The following is a 16,703-nucleotide window of genomic DNA, read 5'->3' as shown; positions in this document are numbered from 1 at the left end:
TGGACCTCTTGTGGAAACATCCCGTTTTGTGACATAAACCCTATCAATCCTTGTCATTTGCCAGTTGTGCATATACCTTTTCCAATACGTTTATATCCACCTGTTCCTCATAATGGTACATCCGGCCACCGCTTTGTTGAACCTTCGGAGGTTGATGTGACCGGGCTTGTTTACGATATTGGTGGGGAGTTTTATGGAAGGTAGTTTTGAACAGATTATGGAAAGTGGTCAGATTCGAGAAACCGGATTGGAGTGCAATATCTGTGATAGACCAATCCGACCCGATCAGCATGCGCAATGCATGTTCCAAGCGCACTCCCTTCAAATAGGACATGAATGATATCCCCATGTGCTTGCGAAAATATCTGGACACGTAAGACCGGCTCAGCCCTTCCTGTTTCGCAAGATCTGCTAATGTAATCGGATAGGAAAAGTGGTTCTGGATATATTGAATCATACGGTTAAGACGTGAACGGTCGTTTTTCTTTTTCCGGAAGCATCCTCTATTCGATGACGTCCTGAAACCCTTCAACAATAGGTAGAGTATGTCCAAACATAAGGAATGAATCTTAATATGATCAAACGGTTTATTCTTATCAGCCAGAATCAACATTTCAATCATTCTCTTTCTTATTTTGTCCGCGCTCGTTACATCCCCTTCTGCTGAAAGGAACCGCATAAAACATTCCTTTGCAGCGTCCGGGTCCACAGATTCCAAGAATTTCTCAGGTATCTGCATAATGATCAGGCGGTTATGTCCTCGTGCTTCTACTCCATGGATTTCATCAGCGTTGACAACTACCAGGTCAAGCGCCTGCAAATCGTAGACATCCTTCTCGACGGTAAGACGCACGTTCCCATCCAACACCAATATTAGTTCCAGTCGATCATGCCAATGCATCGATATGTATTCCACGGAAGGCATAAGCATGAAAATTTGTGTTTCTCTTTCCATCATCACCTGCTCGTACGGGTACTCCATCTTACCCCTCCTAAACCTTTAAACCTCCATTATAAAAACATCCCGGCTTCTATGTAAGTAATATGTCCAAACAATCAGGAGGGCAGGAAAGGGGGGGAACGAAAGCAGATTGGTAAACGAATTCATTCTGAAAACAAAAAAAGCAGGCTTTATACCTGCTTTTCATCCATAGAAACAAGATCCAGTGCCGGAGATTTCCTCGGTCTGACTTTTTGTTCATACCCATAGGCGAGCGTTAATAACGTAGCTTCATCGTAGGACCGTCCCAGAAGTTGGATGCCTACAGGAATGCCGTCCTGTGTGAAACCAGCTGGCATAGACAAGGATGGAAGACCGGTCTGAGAGGAAATGAGGGTGTTGGTAGGGAATATTTCTTTCATCCACTTGCCACTGTACAACTCATCTCTCGTCGGCGGTAGTACTTGGACATCCGGGAAAGCAAGCGCATCCAAATCATGAAGAGCGAGCACGTTCTCGATCTCTCGCCTGAAAACTTCCTGTAAGTGACGCTGCTTATAATACAGCGGATTTTCTTCAGGACGATCCGGCCCTGTCATGACCGCATGGAATAAATCAAGCAGCCGGTGATATTGACCTTTTTCATAAATCTCCTCCAAAGTAACTTCGCCTTTCGTCTCCAAAAATTGATTAATATCATATTTGGACTGAATATGATACAGTGCCGTTTCCATCGTATACTTCTCCAAATCAGGGATGGATACAGAATCAATCACTTCCGCTCCGTTTTCTTCCATAGCAGCAATGGCAGCGACTGCTACTTCGTTTACTGCCGCACAATCCGGGTTTCCTTCCGGCCCAAACGCTTCCCGTAATATTCCAATTCGGGCTCCGTTCAATCCTTCCGCCGATAGCTGCTCGGTGTAGGTACCTGCATCTTTTGCCTGAAGAACAGCAGTGGTGTAGGGATCTTTCGGATCATACCCGACCATTGTATCGAGCAGGATGGCGGCATCTTTTACCGTCCGCGTCATCGGCCCGGGTGTATCTTGGAAGTGGACCAGGGACGATAATCCATGACGGCTGATCAGTCCTGTCGTTACGCGTACACCGAATATATTATTGAAGGAAGCAGGAAGACGAATCGATCCCGCCGTGTCTTCCCCTATCGCTACCGCCCCGAAATTCGCGGCAACACCGGCGGCACTGCCGCTGCTCGACCCACCCGCATCCCTGTCCAGTGCATACGGGTTCTTCGTTTCCCCGCCGGAGGAAGAACAAGCGAAGAAGGAAGCGGCGAAATCAGGCAGCAGGGTTTTCGCCAATACAATAGCCCCGTCCTGCTTCAGCTTCTTAATAATCTCGGCATCCTCATCAGGGATATGCTCATCGAACACTTCAGATCCATAGGTCGTGCGGATGCCTTTGGTATCAACCTGGTCTTTGACGAGAATGGGGATCCCGTGCAGCGGCCCCTTCAATTTACCGGCAGCGGCAAGGTAGGTGTCGAGTTCATCAGCTTCCTCCATCACCTTCATGTTCACGTCGACTATGGCGTTGATTTCCGGGCCGTTCTGGTCATAATCGTGAATTCGCTGCACATACATCTCGACAAGCTCCCTGCACGTCAATTCCTTGTTCATCATGGCTGTATGGATCGATGCAATCGTAGCTTCCTCGATTTGAAAACTCATATCCCATCTCCACCTTTTAATTTTATGGTTTGTCCTCCCGAAAGGCTTTCCATCAGACTTACTGAAATCGTTCCCACTATAGTGAACAGCGACTGAGATAACCACTTCCTTCCAATCGAATAAGAAGGTAAACTCTATCATACGATAATTTGTTATAATTTTCAAAATATTTTACACAAAAAAGACACCAGTGATCATTCCCTGCTGTCTCCATTCTTATCCTATTCATGTGTCTTTCCCAATCGAAAAGCCTTCGAACAACCTTCCGCCGTGCGGAACCATCGCTTCATCCACCAATTGAATGACTGATTCTTTTTCTCCATTCCGATAATAGCGGTGAAAGGCGTCACTAAATTGTCCAGCTATGGTTGGGTCATGTCTCTTAAGAGCCCTCAGCAGCCACTTGGAAGACCCGCTCCAGCACTTATTCGTCCGTAAAATAAAATCTCCCGTCCGCTCTGCCAGGGATCCGGCAATGAATATTCCTTCGTCCCTGGAGGAACACCCTATGAAGTCTTCCAGCAGATCGGTAATAAAATATCGCTTCTCCCTGATTACCGATTCACTCCACAGGTCCGGTCCTTCCAAGAGCACCTGTTTCGCTTCTTCCCTTATACGTTTTAGTTCAGGGGCATCCCGCACGATCGTCCCTTCCGAAACCATTTGCTGCAGGCTCGGCTGTCCTCTTTCCCTGTCGCTTTCGAAATAATTTTCATAAGAATGGAAGCTGTGCACGAACACTTCCATCGGCCATCCGTATGCAAAGAAGGATGTGCGATAAGAGGCCTGTCTTTCCCGCTCAAACAGGACGATATCAAGGTCCGACGTCGCCGTCCCTTCCCCTCGGATGACACTCCCGGCAACGATCGCCGCATCACAGGCGGGGAACCTCTCGTCTATTATCCGTTTCACAGCCTCAAGCGGCTCCAATCTTTTAGACAAAGCCATTCCTATCTCTCCTCTACTTTTTATCCATCATGCCACAAAACCGCATCCCCAGCTATCATTTTCTGACGATTTGGACCGTGTCATTCGGCAGCGCTATTTTCCATTAAATTGATGCTTTCCTAAACAGACCCGAATTCTTCTGAAACGAAATCGTTCCTACCATCGTAAAGAGGAGCGAAGTCCGTTTATGAAAAAGGAGGCAGGACATGTTCGAAGTACGTGTGAAACATACAGGAAGGACCATCAAAATCCGCTGGCAGTTTTTCAAGGTGGACATACCTGCTGAAGACATTCTTGACATCTATCAGGATGAAACGTACGGCGGAGGACCCGCCGACGCGGTGCGCATCGGTTTCCCATCTGCCACGACAGATAGAATCGTTATGAAGACGACAAAGGAAACCTACATCCTGTTTACGACATCCCCCGCGACCATCTTGGCAACTCTAAGGAAATAAGATTACGAAAAAGGGAAGGGCTCTCCGCCCTTCCCTTTATTTTTCCTGTTGATGGATCAATCGTGTCAGTTCCTTGAACTTAGCGTCCAGTTCCTGATACGCATCATCACCCGGCAGGAGGAAGCTCAATTTCCCGAGCACTTCCTGCCGTTCCGTTTCCAGACGCATCCGCATCGCTTCTGATTCCTCCACGGGTTTTACCCTGGTTCCCTTTCTGATCTTACGGCCTGCCAACGACCATGTTGTGTCAGTCGTCTTCTCCATGAAATAGCGGTCGTGGGATACGACGACCAGCGTCCCTTCATAAAGAGCGAGCGTCTTCTCCAGCTGTTCTCTGGAGGGGAGGTCCAGGTGGTTCGTCGGTTCATCAAGGATGAGCACATCTTTCCCATCCAGTAAGTGAACCATCAGTTTGCACTTTACACGCTCCCCCATACTCATATCCTTGAACTTCTCTTTCCACTGATCATCCGTGAAGCCCAATTGATCCATCAACGTCCGCACTTTCCCTCTCGCTTCAAACGATTCCTGATAAAAGTAGCGGGCGGGAGTTTCGTCCAATGGTAAATCGAAAACCTGCTGGGTAAGAACACCGACGTTGGCAGCCGGCGAAATCCACACGTCTCCTTCTGCTGTCTCCCTGCCAAGGATGATGTTCAACAGTGTCGTCTTCCCGCTGCCATTTGGCCCTGCGAGCCCGATTTTTTCCCCGTGCTGAATGGTAAAGTGGACATCCTCAAACAATATCCGGTCACCGAACCGCTTCGTCAACCCTTTCGCTTCCACGAAACGTCTTCCCGTTTTATCTTTCGTCTTTAAGGAGAATCGGATGTCTTTCTCCTCCTCCAACCGGTCGATCGTATGCTTATCCAGTTCTTTCTCCAAACGCTTCTGTTTCGATTTCACCTGTTTATCCGTCCGCTTGGCCTTTTTCCGGTAGTACTCTTTGTAGCCTTCCTTCTTTGTGGAGGCATCGTGCGCTTTCTTCGACCACGATGCCAGTTCCTTCATCTGGCCTTCGATCTGCTCGACCATCTTCTGTTGTTTCGCGACCGCCCGCTGCTCCGTCCGTTTCCGCTGTTCCCGGACCTCCATGTACGCCGAATAGTTCCCGACGTTCTCGACAATCCCTTTGTTCTCGATCGACCAGATTTTCGAAACAGCTTCATCGAGAAAACGACGGTCGTGGGAAACAAGCAGAATCGTGCCCTTGTAGCGCTTCACTTCCTGAAGGAGCGCTTCCATACCGGCTTCATCCAAGTGATTTGTCGGCTCATCCAACAAGAGTAGATCAGATCCTTGAGCGAAAGCCCGGGCCAGTCGCGCTTTCAACTTTTCTCCGCCGCTGAGAGAAGTGAACGTACCGTCTGGAACCTGCCACTTATTACGCAGCCGCTTCTCCTCCGGCAGCTTTGGTTCCGTTGGAAAAGTCTCCACCTCTTGTTCAAGCAGCCTCACGGAACGGCCTAAGATTTCTATCCGCCCTCTGTCTGGATTCAAACCTCCCGAAATCAAGCGGAGCAGCGTCGACTTCCCGCAGCCGTTCGGCCCGATGATGCCGATGACGTCTCCCTTATGACAGGTCGCAGCCGCTCCCTTCAAAATCACTTTCTCATTCGTTGCCGCATCGACGTCCCTTATTCTCACGTGTTCGTTCATAAACATCCGATCCTCTCTTTTCCAGGAGAACAAAAAATCCTCCCAGATTCCTGGAAGGATTAGCCGCACGAAAACAACAACAAACAAAGCCTTCCCGTGGGAACAGCTCTTGTCGCTATGGAAAAATGGGCAGACTAATCCTAGATTCGTAAGCATGAAATGTTTCGATTTCAGACTTTGGAACATAAGATTAGTTTTTCATCGGCCACCCATCATCCCTTCTTCATAAGTTAGAACCACTATAGCACAGCCGTCATTTCATGTAAAAGCTTTCCTCCAAAACCATTCCCATGTTTCAGGAAGTACACAGCGGGTACAAGTACTCTGCAACCACTTTTATCATAAGGAGTGTTCGAAATGGCAGATAACAAAGGACTCAGCGATAAAGTGAAAGGTGCTGTCAACAAAGTCAAAGGGGAAGTGAAAGACCAGGTAGGTAATGCCAAAGACGACCCGAAAATGCAGCGCGAAGGCAAGAAAGACAAGACGAAAGGCAGCATGCAGGAAGGCATCGGCAATATGAAAGACAACGAAAAACATAATCGATAACATAAAGACGGAAGAGGAATGCACGCCTCTTCCGTCTTTTTTTCTTACCCTGCGGCCTCTTCATTCGCGTTCTCTTCCATGTACATCACTTCCCAAAGGTGACCGTCAAGGTCCTGGAAGCTCCACCCGTACATAAACCCGTGATCAAATGGTTCATTCGATGGTTTCCCGCCGGCTTCCAGCGCTTTGTTTACGATGTCATCGACTTGTTTCCGCGAATCGGTGGACACGGCGATGATCATTTCCGTCTGTTTCGCCGTGTCTGCCCGTTCCTTATTCGTAAACGTATCAAACATGTCGTTAACCAGCAGCATGAGAAACGTCCGTTCATTGATAATCAGACAGGCTGCTTTGTCGTCCGTATAATCGGTATGAAAGTCAAACCCCAATTCCTTGAAGAAACGCATGGATTTATCCAGATCTTTGACAGGTAGATTCAGATACGTCTGTTTAGCCTGTAAAGCCATCTTTAATCCCTCCATTACAAAGGATGATTCTTACCAGCTGACGAAACGACCTCCCCTCCGCACACAGGATATACGTTCTTGTTTCTCTAAGTATCGATGCAATTCCTGCCCGATCTTGTAGAATTTTGTTCCCTTACTCCATTCCTCTGCTGTCTTCACAGCCGCTCTCGTGCTTTATTTCTTGTTTATTTCGTTTCTCCTTCCAAGCATCGTCACGTACGAGAAGGGAAAGGAAAAGGATATCACCGGCTGACGAAAAAAAAGGCTGTCCGCATAGACAGCCTTTAATTCTTACATCCACCTTCCTCTTTCACGCCTCAATCGTCTTCCGTCACGCGATTTAACAGGTCATATCCAATGATTTGTACAAATACAAAACCAAGCACAATTAGAAACAGCAGGAAGCGGAAGTACCCCGGAGAGTCCCCGTGGGAAGCCTCCACCATCACCGGTTCTGCGATGAAAGGAACGACGAGGCTGTAGATGATACTGACTCCGAGAAACAGATACTTATTCGACCGCTTCGTAATGATCGAACGTTCCGCTGCATTAGCTGTGATGATGGCAAATAAAGCGATGGCTATATGAACACCGGTCATGACGTTCATACCGGCAGACATTCCGAGATACATAACAAACAAAACGTACATTCATCCTATCTTTAAACAAATATTAGAACAGCTGTTCCAGATCCTTAAATGCTTCGATCTTCTTATCATATCCTTCGACTTCACCGAAACCATAGGCCGCGTACACAAACGGGATGCCGGCATCCGACGCCGCCTTCTCATCCCCGTTCGTATCCCCCACGTACACCGGGGCATCAAGGTTGTTGCGGTCGATCACCAGCTTGATATTTTCGCCTTTTGACAACCCCGTCCGGCCCGGATTTTCATAATCTTTAAAGTAGCGTTCGAGTTTGTGATATTCATAGAAGGACTCGATGTAGCCGTCCTGGCAGTTGCTGACGATAAACAGATCATAGGTATCAGAAAGCCGATCCAACACTTCTTCCACCTGTGGAAAAAGGGCTCCCCCCTGCTTCCGGATCTGCTCTTCTTCAAGCTCGAAGCAGCGGTCCATGATGTCCAGACGATCGGCTTCCTTAAGCTCCGGCATAAGTTTTGCACTCATTTCCTTCACCTGAAGTCCCATAACCCCTTCCAGGTCGGCACGGGTGAATGTCGTATCGATCCTGTCGTCCTGCTCCAGTGCTTTGTTCCAAGCATCGAGCACCGTATCAATCGGATCCCAAATGGTTCCGTCCAAGTCAAAAATAATGCTGTCCATATATACTGCCTCCTGTCTATCCTCTTTCTCTTTTTAATGTATCACAGAAAAAAGGTACGACACAAAAAAAGCCGGAGTGATCCGGCTTTTTCTATAGACTTACTTTTTCTGTTCCATAACTGCGAAATACTGTCCTTCGTCATCTGCAAAGTTGAACACGCGGCCGCCGGGCATGTCGACTACATCCCCGACCGTTACACCACGCTTCTGCATCGTTCCGTACAGGTGATCAAGGTCGTCCGTGAAGAACATCAGCGACGGGGTACCGAGATTCATCTCCGGATCCATCTTTTGGACAAAGGCTTTGTCATGAAGAACGATGCTTGTTTCCGATGTTTCTTCCGGCGCCAACTCGATCCAGCGCATCCCGCTTTCCTTTTCCTCCGAACGTACGTGAAACCCCAGCTTCTCTTTCCAAAAATCGACAGCCCTATCCTGATCCTCCACATACACCATCACCTGTCCGAGCTTTTGGAACATAAGAACGCCTCCCTGATTAAATAGTTGATATTGATTCTATTCGACAAGAAAGCCGTTTCCCCTTCCTTAGGATCATCTATCCTCTATGACAATATAGGAGGCTTTCACGGGACCGTGAACACCGACAATCAACTGCATTTCGATGTCCGCGCTGTTGCTCGGGCCAGTGATGAAGCTGATGCAGGAGGGAACCCCATTCCCTTCCACTTCTTGTTCATGAATCAACCGGGCGGCCTGAGTCATCCGTGGCACCAGGGTACTCTTTGGAATAAGGGCGATAAAAGTTTTTGGAAGAAGGCTGATCGATCTTCCATTATCATGATCGTTGTAAAGGACAACCGTACCCGATTCCGCCAACGTGACATCACTAAAAACAATTCCCGTGTCTGCACGCTCGGCCACTTCTATGTTCTCTTCCCCCTTCTTCCCCTGCCATATATGAACAAAGCGACCAGGGCTCCATCGTTCATACATTTCGTCTAGCTTGTATTCCTCCAGTCGTTTTCCTCCGGCACTTACAATACTTGATACCTCATATTGATCCAGTATTTGAAGAAGAGTAGCTTCGAGTCCATCGAATGTCGTCCTCCTGAAATCGGTATGAATTACCTGGCACTGCTTCTCAATTTTCTCTATCAGGTCGTCTTGGTCGGCACCTTGAAAAACTCGATCCTGCGGACTGGTAGAATAAACAGGGGCGCGCACTTCTTTTCTTCTCTCTCTTCCTAATCTTCCTGCCAGCTTACTTAAGAATTCCTCACCATTATAAACAGCCATCAGTGCTCCCTCCTCTGTTCCCTTTGTTTGTACCAATCACGAAAGCTCGTCTTCGGAGGGGCAGGAAAATCCCGTTCCTCCGTCCATCCTTTTAACGGACCAGGGCCTTTGCTGATATATCCATCTTTCACCAAGGGTTTCAAGGCTGTGCCGGCCAATTTGGCAGACAGCTTGTAAGCAGCCGGAATAGAAGCCCATTTCGCAAACCCGTTCATCATGATCCGCTCCGCTTTCGATGTCTTGTGCTCCCGCTCCACAATAATCTCCCTGTGCCGAATCAAATGTTCATGTAGGGGAATTTTTACCGGGCACGCCTCCGTACAGGCCGCACATAAGCTGGAAGCGTAGGGAAGTTCCTTATGATCCTCATATCCATCGAGAAGTGGAGTGAGTACTGCCCCGATCGGTCCCGGATAGATGGAACCGTAAGCATGACCACCGACGTGGCGATATACAGGACATGCATTGATACAAGCAGCACAGCGGATACAGTGAAGTGCCGATTGAAATTCCGTGCCAAGTATCTTAGACCGTCCATTATCCACGACGACCAAATGAAAATCCTCCGGGCCGTCTCCTTCTCCTTCCAGCTTCGTACCAGTGAGGGCCGTGACATAGCTGGTAAGCTTCTGACCGACGGCAGATCTGGTCAGCAGACTAACAACAACCTCCAGGTCCTCCCATGTCGGGACAATTCGCTCCATTCCCATCACCGTAATCTGTGTTTTCGGAAGACTTGTCACCATTCGGGCATTTCCTTCATTTGTGACAAGAGTCACTGCTCCAGATTCAGCGACGGCGAAATTACATCCGGTCACGCCAATATCTGCTCCAAGAAAATCCTTCCGAAGCTGTTCACGGGCGAAAGCAGCAAGCTCCCCAGGGTCATCCGATCCGCTATATCCCTTTTTCTTCCGAAACGTTTCTCGGATCTGTTCTTTATTTTTATGGAGAGCCGGTGTAACGATATGAGACGGTGGTTCGTCATCCAACTGTAAAATCCACTCCCCGAGATCCGATTCCACCACCTCACACCCGGCCCCAGTCAGCGCATCATTCAGCCCTATCTCCTCTGTGACCATCGATTTGGATTTGACGACCTTTCGCGCCTCCTTCTGTTCTGCAAGGGTTCGTATGTAGGCATTTGCTTCTTCCGCCGTTTCAGCGAAGAAGACACTTCCACCTCTTTTCTCCACCTGTTCACTGAGCTGATAGAGATAATAATCAAGGTTTTCCATTGTATGGGCACGGATTTCCTCCCCGAGTGTACGCCATTCTTCCCAGTCACCGAGCTCATCAGCCGCCCTCAAACGCCCTGTACGGAACCTTCCCTGTGCAGACGAGACAGCATGACGCATGAACCCATTTCCTATTCCATCCTGAATCCTTTCTGCATAAGGCTTTCCACTTATTTTTATACTCATGATACACTCCTCCTTTTATTGACTGTTCAATACCTGTGCAATATGGAGTACCTTCACGCCCTGTTCGTTCCTTCTCAAACGTCCTCCCATATTCAACAGGCATCCCATATCCCCTCCGATTAGATACTTGGCATTGGTTTCTTCTACATGCTCCGCTTTCTCCTGAACTATTCTCCCGGAAATTGCCGAATTCTTCACAGCGAACGTGCCGCCGAATCCACAGCAGTCTTCGCCCATCGGCAGCTCAATCAATTCGAGCCCCTTCACATGATCCAGTAAAATTCTCGGTGCATCCTTCACTCCCAGCAGCCTTGTCATATGGCAGGAAGGGTGATAGGTCGCCTTGCCGCAAAAAGTTGAACCGACGTCTTCAACTTTCAATACGTCTACAAGAAACTGCGTCAGTTCGTACGTTTTTTCTGCAAGTATCTCCGCTTTCTTTTGCCATTCCGGCTCTTCCTTCAGGACGTTTGGATACTCCTTAATCATCTGTACGCACGATCCGGAAGGGCCCACCACATACTCGGATGATTCAAAGGCGCGAATCATCTGCTTCATTGCCTGACTGGATTCCTGTCTGTATCCACTGTTATAGGCAGGCTGCCCACAGCAGGTCTGTCCATCAGGGAAATCAACTTCGCACCCAAAACGCTCCAAGAGCTGGACCGTATCCTTTCCTACATCCGGTGTAATCGTGTCGCATAGACATGTGATAAACAACGAAACTTTCATCTTTTACCCTCTCCTAACTTTATACATAAGGTCATCTGATGACTACCAGTTTTAAAAAAGGATGCTGAATAAATCAGGATCCTTTTTTTAAGTAATTCTCCAGAGAATGCTCGACGCTGCTCAAGTGAGCGTACATAGCTGTCCTTGCCTCTTCTTCCTCTTTGTTTATGATGGCTTCTAAGACGTGCTTATGCTCCTGAAGCAGTCTTTCTGTACCGTTGTTGATATGGAGGAGCTTGCGAGTTTCCCGCATTGCCTGAACCATGATTTCGGAAACGCTGCTCATCAAATTAATCAGCATCTGATTGTGAGAAGCCCGGACTAGCGCCATGTGAAAGAAAAGATCCGCTTGTTCCCCCAGCTCCCCATTTCCTCCTGCCTCTTTCATGGAGCGCAGCGCATCCTTCATGTTGGCAATGTCCGCTTCCGAACGAGAAACCGCGGCAGAACCAGCAGCACCTACTTCAAGGATTTTCCTCACTTCAAGCAGCTCCCGCATATCTTCCGGTTTCATCAGGAAAGCAACAGACACAGGCAGCGAAAACCGCGCCGCATCAAAGGACTTCACATACGTTCCTTCACCCTGGCGCATCTCCAGCAGCCCCATCGCCCTCAAGGCACTCAGCGCTTCCCTTATTGCGGATCTGCCGACATCAAAATTCTTTGCCAGCACCTCGACACTATCCAGTTTGTCTCCCGACTTCAATGTTCCATTCTTTAAAGAATCGAGCAGGGAATCGGCGACCTGTTCATAAATCTTCTTGGTTCTAATTGGTTTGTATTCCACCTTGCTGCCTCCAACTTCCAGTCACTTGATACCTTTATTCTACTCCAAAAACGGAACAATCGAAAGGTTCTTACCTGAGTAAAGTGAAAAGGAGAGCGGCTGCAGCTGCAAGAACGCCGTACAGCAAAGCGGGAAGGAGCGTCTTCCGGATAATATCGCCTTCCTTTCCTGTCAGACCGACAACGGTTCCTGCGGCAACTACATTGTGGACACAAATCATATTTCCAGCAGCGGCACCGAGAACTTGAAGCGAAAGGATCGTATCTTTTGCAAGAGCCGCTTCCTCAGCAATACTGTGCTGGATGGGCGAGAAGGTCAACGTAGACACCGTAGCACTGCCGGTTATAAATGCTCCGAGCTGGCCGAGGAAAGGAGCAGCAAGTACCCACAACGAACCGAAACCGGCCGCAAGGTTTTGAGCTATGTACTGCGGCATACTAAGGAGTTCGTTGGCATTCACTCCCGAGTTCGTAAACACTTGAACGAGAGCCAATGTCGCGACAAGGGCGAGCGTGGCATCTTTCATTGATAGAATCGACTCTTTGGATGCACTTGCAAAATCCCGAAACGATTTCTTTTGCAGCATCCCTCCGATGATGGCAGAAAAAATGAGGACAGAGCCGGGGGAATACAGTACCTGCCAGCTGGATGTAATCCCTTCTACACCTAAGATGTTGGACCAGGTGAGGTCTATGTACTTCAACGTGAATGCCTTCACGTCCGGAACGATTCTCGTAAGGAGCAGAAGACCAACGATGAGAAGATAGGGAGACCATGCTTGGATAAGAGTCATATGGTGTTTCTTATCTTCCATACGAAAGTCCTCCTGCAGCGCTTCCTGCCATGTAGTTTTCGGCAGGAGCCAGCCCTTCTTCGCGGTGATTCCAGCAGCAGCAAGCCCGGTCAATGATGCAAGGATAGCTACGAATTCATGTCCGAATAAGTACGCATAAAGAAACGCAGAGGATGTATAGATGAATCCGACAACGAGCGTCCATGGCGCAAGCTCCAGCGCCGGTCTGAGTCCTTTCTGCTTCCCGAAGAACCATGTGAGCACCACAACGAGGATAAACGGAATAAATGTGCCGGCGAACAAGTCGAAGAAAGCGACCTGAATTCCGATTTCTCTGTATAAAGGCAATCCAGCATCCGGTAAATTACTGAGCCCGACTTGAATCGGGGTCCCCACCGCCCCGAAGGAAACGGCTGAACTGTCAGCGATCAGCGCAATGGCTGCAGCCGCCATTGGGGTGAATCCTAGAGCGACCATGAGCGGACCGGTGACAGCAGCCGGTGTGCCAAAGCCGGCCGCCCCTTCAATTAAGGCCCCGAATAAAAACGCGACGATGACGATTTGAACCCGCATGTCTGTTGAGATGTTCCGGAACCCCTGGTTGATCCTGTCCACCGCACCCGTTTTCTTCAATGTGTTGAGCAGAACAATCGCACCAAATAAGATATAGAGAATAGTCAGTGTTTTATGTGTTCCTTCCAATATCGAAGCGGCAATGACACGTCCTTCCATCCCCCAAGCTAGGAAGGATAGAAATATGACGATTCCCGCGCTGATCGCCATTCCTTTCTTGGCAGGCATTCGGAAGACTACCAGGAACAGGAACGGGGACAGAATAGCACTCCACGCTATAAGTAAATACACATGCATCTCCTCCTTTTGAAATCGCTTTCAATAAATGGGATAAGTAAGGTCATCTGATGACCTGTTTAATGTAGTGTAATCTGAAAACCGGCCATTTGCAACCTATTTTTGTAAAACAAAAAAGACCACCTGAATCAGACGGTCTTTTTTCCTACATTACCCCTTCCCGGCACGGAAAGATGGATAGAGCTTCATTCCCCCGTCAACAAACAGCGTCGTTCCTGTAACGTAGCCTGCCTGCTCGGAAGCGAGGAACGCAGCGATGGAAGCGACCTGCTCCGGCTCACCGATCTCCTTCATCGGAATCATGGAAAGGACCTCCTGCTTTGCTTCCTCATCGGCGAACTTCTCTGCATTGATCGGTGTATTAATGGCACCGGGACCGATATTGTTGACGCGGATTCCTTTCGCTGCATACTCAAGGGCGAGCGTCTGCGTAAGCATCTTGATGCCGCCTTTACTGGATGCATAATGAACGAAATGCGGCCATGGAATCACTTCATGGACGCTCGACATATTGATGACACAGCCCTTGATGCCGTGATCGAGCATATAAGCGATCGCCTTTGTGGAACCAAGGAAGGTGCCGGACAAATTGACCGATATCACCTTTTCGTAATCGGAAAGCGACATCGTATGGGACTCGATTTCCTTCTGAATACCGGCATTGTTCATCATGACATCCAGCGTCCCGAAACGGTCATGGGCGGCCTCAATCAACCCATCGACATCCGCTTCCTTTGAAACGTCCCCTTGGACAGCGGCTGCGTCTCCGCCTGCATGTTTGATCGCGGTGACGACCTCCTCCGCTTCGTCCGGATTATTCAAGTAATTGACGATGACGTTCATTTTCTCTTGTCCGAACCGGACAGCAATCGCTTTGCCGAGTCCGGATGACGCACCTGTGACAACGGCTACTTTTCCCTGCAAATCTTCATACATGGATGACACCCTCCTATTTTTTCGTGAAGCCGAGCATGACTCCACCGATAATGATCAGCACACAGCCGACGATGACGAAGACGATCTGGCGCTTCGTTTTCTTCTCTCCGAGGAGGAAGATACCGCCGAGGGTTGAAATGATGATCCCTGTCTGGGACAAGGAAAAGCTCGTCGCCGTCCCGACGCGCGGAATCGAGAGCAGCAGGGCCAGGTTTCCTGTCGCCCACATCAGGCCTGGAATGAAGTTCCTTATCGTATATTTGCTGTACGGTTTTTCTTTGATACTTAAAAGCACCGCGCCGATCACCATACCGACCGCCTGTGGAAGCAGGGCGGTCCATCCGTCGATGGAGAACCAACGGATGATGACGACGTAGCCGACATAGCCGACGGTCGAAATAAGCAGGATCGGGACTCCTTTGGCAAGCGGGCTCTTTCCACCATCATCGTTCTCTTCTTTCTGCTGGTAGGAAGTGAAAACGACACCGATAATGATCAGAACGAGTGCCGATATGCCGATAATCAACTTCATCGTCGTCGACCATTCCCCGAAGACGAGGACGCCGAACAGCGAGGTACCGACAAGTTGGAGACCTGTCGAAATCGGAAGCGTTTTTGACACGCCGAGATGGGTAACGGCTTTGAACTGATTCATCTGGCCAAGCGACCAAAGAAGACCGGATATAAAGCTGATAATGATGGCTGTTCCCGTATAGTCCGGAGAAATGAAGAAGAGCGCTCCGATCGCGAATACCAGCGCTCCGAACGTCGTTCCGACCACCTGTTCTTCAGGGCCTCCCCCAAGCTTGCTTGCAACAAGCAGAATACTTCCCCACATCAACGCAGGGATCAGAGCTATGATAATGTCCATGTCTTCACCGCCTTTTCCCTGTTATTCTCACACCTTGCTGCTTTTTTTATGCAGTGAGAAAAGGAAGAGCGGGAGATGGCGTGTCTGTTTTCAACAGACAGGAGACAGGTTCGATTCGAAAGCTTTCATTACAATACCATGGGCAGACGGTGCGCTTATTCCGTCCGATTCGGTCTTCATCTATTCCCGCGTATAATGGGAAGCTCCCCGTCCCTTTCTATCCCGGGTTCTTCCGATAACAGCACTACCACGCTCTCCATGAATACGACCGCTTTCTCCTCTTCCGAAAATACGTGACGGATCCAATCGCCTTCTTCCTTTAGAAGCAGCAAAATCTCCCGCGCCGCTTTTCGGTGAAGGGATGGTGTCATCCATTCATAAATGGCTTCGATGCGGAAACGCTTATCCTCAGGCAGATATTTCGGTAATGCCTTCAATCCTAGCACGGAACGATCCGGTTCATATTTATAAAGCAGCACGTTCGCAAGGTACCTCATGACGTGCCGGAGCATTTCCACCGCCCATACGGCACTGCCTCGCGCGGCTGCTTTCCAATATTGGAATAAGAACCAGGACACATCCAGCATATGTTCCGTTAAAGCGGTTTTGGTAAGCGTCAACTTCCCTTCCGTTCCAAATGGATCCATGATACCATCCGGGTCGTATAAGACCGTGAAGTAATCCTTATTCTGAAACGTCGCTTCTGTGACGGTAAACAGGTCGATATGTAAATGATCCTCATAGACACCTATGATCTGCGGGGCGATGATGAAGATGTCGTCTGTGAAAATCAGTTCCTTATACGCCTTCAAATGGTCGATCCGCCTTTTCAAAAACGCTTGTTCCTCCTTTTCTTCGACCATGCAGTACAAATCAATATCCGAGTAGGCATCGTGATCGTTCCGCCCCATCGATCCTTTCAGAAAAATGCTCCGGACAGCCGGATCTTTTTTCAGACTTGCTGTGATATCCTGCACTGCTTCTTCCTGCCGCATCCGCGTTTCCCCCTTTAAAGATAAATATTACGC

The 16,703-nt window shown here is 48.9% G+C and carries 18 protein-coding genes; 2 read left to right on the top strand and 16 right to left on the bottom strand.

The features are described 5' to 3' along the window. Positions 1–43 precede the first annotated feature (43 nt). The 3 genes from M662_RS07835 to M662_RS07825 form a co-directional block, all read right to left on the bottom strand. Positions 44–982, bottom strand: coding sequence for an AraC family transcriptional regulator (locus M662_RS07835; protein ID WP_051348870.1), 939 nt, complete (start codon positions 980–982; stop codon positions 44–46). Between the two features lie 149 nt (positions 983–1,131). Next, positions 1,132–2,634 (bottom strand): amidase, encoded by a 1,503-nt coding sequence (locus M662_RS07830; RefSeq protein ID WP_026577591.1) that lies wholly within the window; start codon positions 2,632–2,634, stop codon positions 1,132–1,134. A 225-nt stretch (positions 2,635–2,859) separates the two neighbouring features. Further along, complete coding sequence (locus tag M662_RS07825) at positions 2,860–3,582, bottom strand: nucleotidyltransferase domain-containing protein (RefSeq protein WP_026577592.1); 723 nt, start codon at positions 3,580–3,582, stop codon at positions 2,860–2,862. A 206-nt stretch (positions 3,583–3,788) separates the two neighbouring features. Between M662_RS07825 and M662_RS07820 the strand changes: the two genes are divergently transcribed. Continuing rightward, positions 3,789–4,040 (top strand): SunI/YnzG family protein, encoded by a 252-nt coding sequence (locus M662_RS07820; protein WP_008639444.1) that lies wholly within the window; start codon positions 3,789–3,791, stop codon positions 4,038–4,040. Positions 4,041–4,076: 36 nt separating this feature from the next. Here M662_RS07820 and abc-f read toward each other — a convergent pair whose 3' ends face one another. Next, a complete protein-coding gene (abc-f, locus tag M662_RS07815; protein ID WP_026577593.1) occupies positions 4,077–5,699 on the bottom strand; it encodes a ribosomal protection-like ABC-F family protein in 1,623 nt (540 codons plus the stop codon). 357 nt (positions 5,700–6,056) lie between these two features. Here abc-f and M662_RS07810 point away from each other — a divergent pair, with 357 nt between their 5' ends. Then, the gene (locus tag M662_RS07810) at positions 6,057–6,248 is read left to right on the top strand and encodes a CsbD family protein (RefSeq protein WP_008639437.1); all 192 of its coding nucleotides are present in this window, start codon (positions 6,057–6,059) and stop codon (positions 6,246–6,248) included. A 44-nt stretch (positions 6,249–6,292) separates the two neighbouring features. Here the strand turns inward: M662_RS07810 and M662_RS07805 are convergent, their stop codons facing one another. From M662_RS07805 to M662_RS07750, 12 genes are all read right to left on the bottom strand, one after another. Beyond that, positions 6,293–6,715, bottom strand: a complete 423-nt coding sequence (locus tag M662_RS07805) for a VOC family protein (RefSeq protein ID WP_008639436.1) — start codon at positions 6,713–6,715, stop codon at positions 6,293–6,295. A gap of 317 nt (positions 6,716–7,032) precedes the next feature. Continuing rightward, positions 7,033–7,356 carry a hypothetical protein gene (locus tag M662_RS07800; RefSeq protein WP_026577594.1) on the bottom strand — a complete coding sequence of 108 codons (324 nt, stop codon included), beginning with the start codon at positions 7,354–7,356 and terminating at the stop codon, positions 7,033–7,035. 31 nt (positions 7,357–7,387) lie between these two features. Next, a complete protein-coding gene (locus tag M662_RS07795; RefSeq protein ID WP_026577595.1) occupies positions 7,388–8,005 on the bottom strand; it encodes an HAD family hydrolase in 618 nt (205 codons plus the stop codon). Positions 8,006–8,104: 99 nt separating this feature from the next. Further along, entirely contained in the window at positions 8,105–8,485 is a 381-nt protein-coding gene (locus tag M662_RS07790) for a VOC family protein (RefSeq protein ID WP_026577596.1), read from the bottom strand. Between the two features lie 72 nt (positions 8,486–8,557). Further along, positions 8,558–9,262 carry a LutC/YkgG family protein gene (locus tag M662_RS07785; protein ID WP_026577597.1) on the bottom strand — a complete coding sequence of 235 codons (705 nt, stop codon included), beginning with the start codon at positions 9,260–9,262 and terminating at the stop codon, positions 8,558–8,560. Continuing rightward, positions 9,262–10,686 (bottom strand): LutB/LldF family L-lactate oxidation iron-sulfur protein, encoded by a 1,425-nt coding sequence (locus M662_RS07780; RefSeq protein WP_026577598.1) that lies wholly within the window; start codon positions 10,684–10,686, stop codon positions 9,262–9,264. Before M662_RS07780 ends, M662_RS07785 begins: the two co-directional genes overlap by 1 nt. A 15-nt stretch (positions 10,687–10,701) precedes the next feature. After that, the gene (locus M662_RS07775) at positions 10,702–11,418 is read right to left on the bottom strand and encodes a (Fe-S)-binding protein (protein ID WP_026577599.1); all 717 of its coding nucleotides are present in this window, start codon (positions 11,416–11,418) and stop codon (positions 10,702–10,704) included. A gap of 73 nt (positions 11,419–11,491) precedes the next feature. Then, the gene (locus M662_RS07770) at positions 11,492–12,205 is read right to left on the bottom strand and encodes a FadR/GntR family transcriptional regulator (RefSeq protein WP_026577600.1); all 714 of its coding nucleotides are present in this window, start codon (positions 12,203–12,205) and stop codon (positions 11,492–11,494) included. Between the two features lie 70 nt (positions 12,206–12,275). After that, complete coding sequence (locus M662_RS07765; protein WP_026577601.1) at positions 12,276–13,862, bottom strand: L-lactate permease; 1,587 nt, start codon at positions 13,860–13,862, stop codon at positions 12,276–12,278. Positions 13,863–14,018: 156 nt separating this feature from the next. Next, positions 14,019–14,804: a glucose-1-dehydrogenase gene (locus tag M662_RS07760; RefSeq protein WP_026577602.1), complete on the bottom strand. Its 786-nt coding sequence runs from the start codon at positions 14,802–14,804 to the stop codon at positions 14,019–14,021. Between the two features lie 13 nt (positions 14,805–14,817). Continuing rightward, positions 14,818–15,675 (bottom strand): GRP family sugar transporter, encoded by an 858-nt coding sequence (locus tag M662_RS07755; RefSeq protein WP_008639431.1) that lies wholly within the window; start codon positions 15,673–15,675, stop codon positions 14,818–14,820. 176 nt (positions 15,676–15,851) lie between these two features. Further along, a complete protein-coding gene (locus M662_RS07750; protein WP_026577603.1) occupies positions 15,852–16,670 on the bottom strand; it encodes an aminoglycoside 6-adenylyltransferase in 819 nt (272 codons plus the stop codon). Between the last annotated feature and the right edge of the window lie 33 nt (positions 16,671–16,703).

The sequence above is a fragment of the Bacillus sp. SB49 genome (assembly GCF_000469135.2).
Taxonomy (GTDB): Bacteria; Bacillota; Bacilli; order Bacillales; family Halobacillaceae; genus Halobacillus.
The sequence above is the reverse complement of the archived record's forward strand: the minus strand, read 5'-3'. Positions and strand labels throughout refer to the sequence as shown.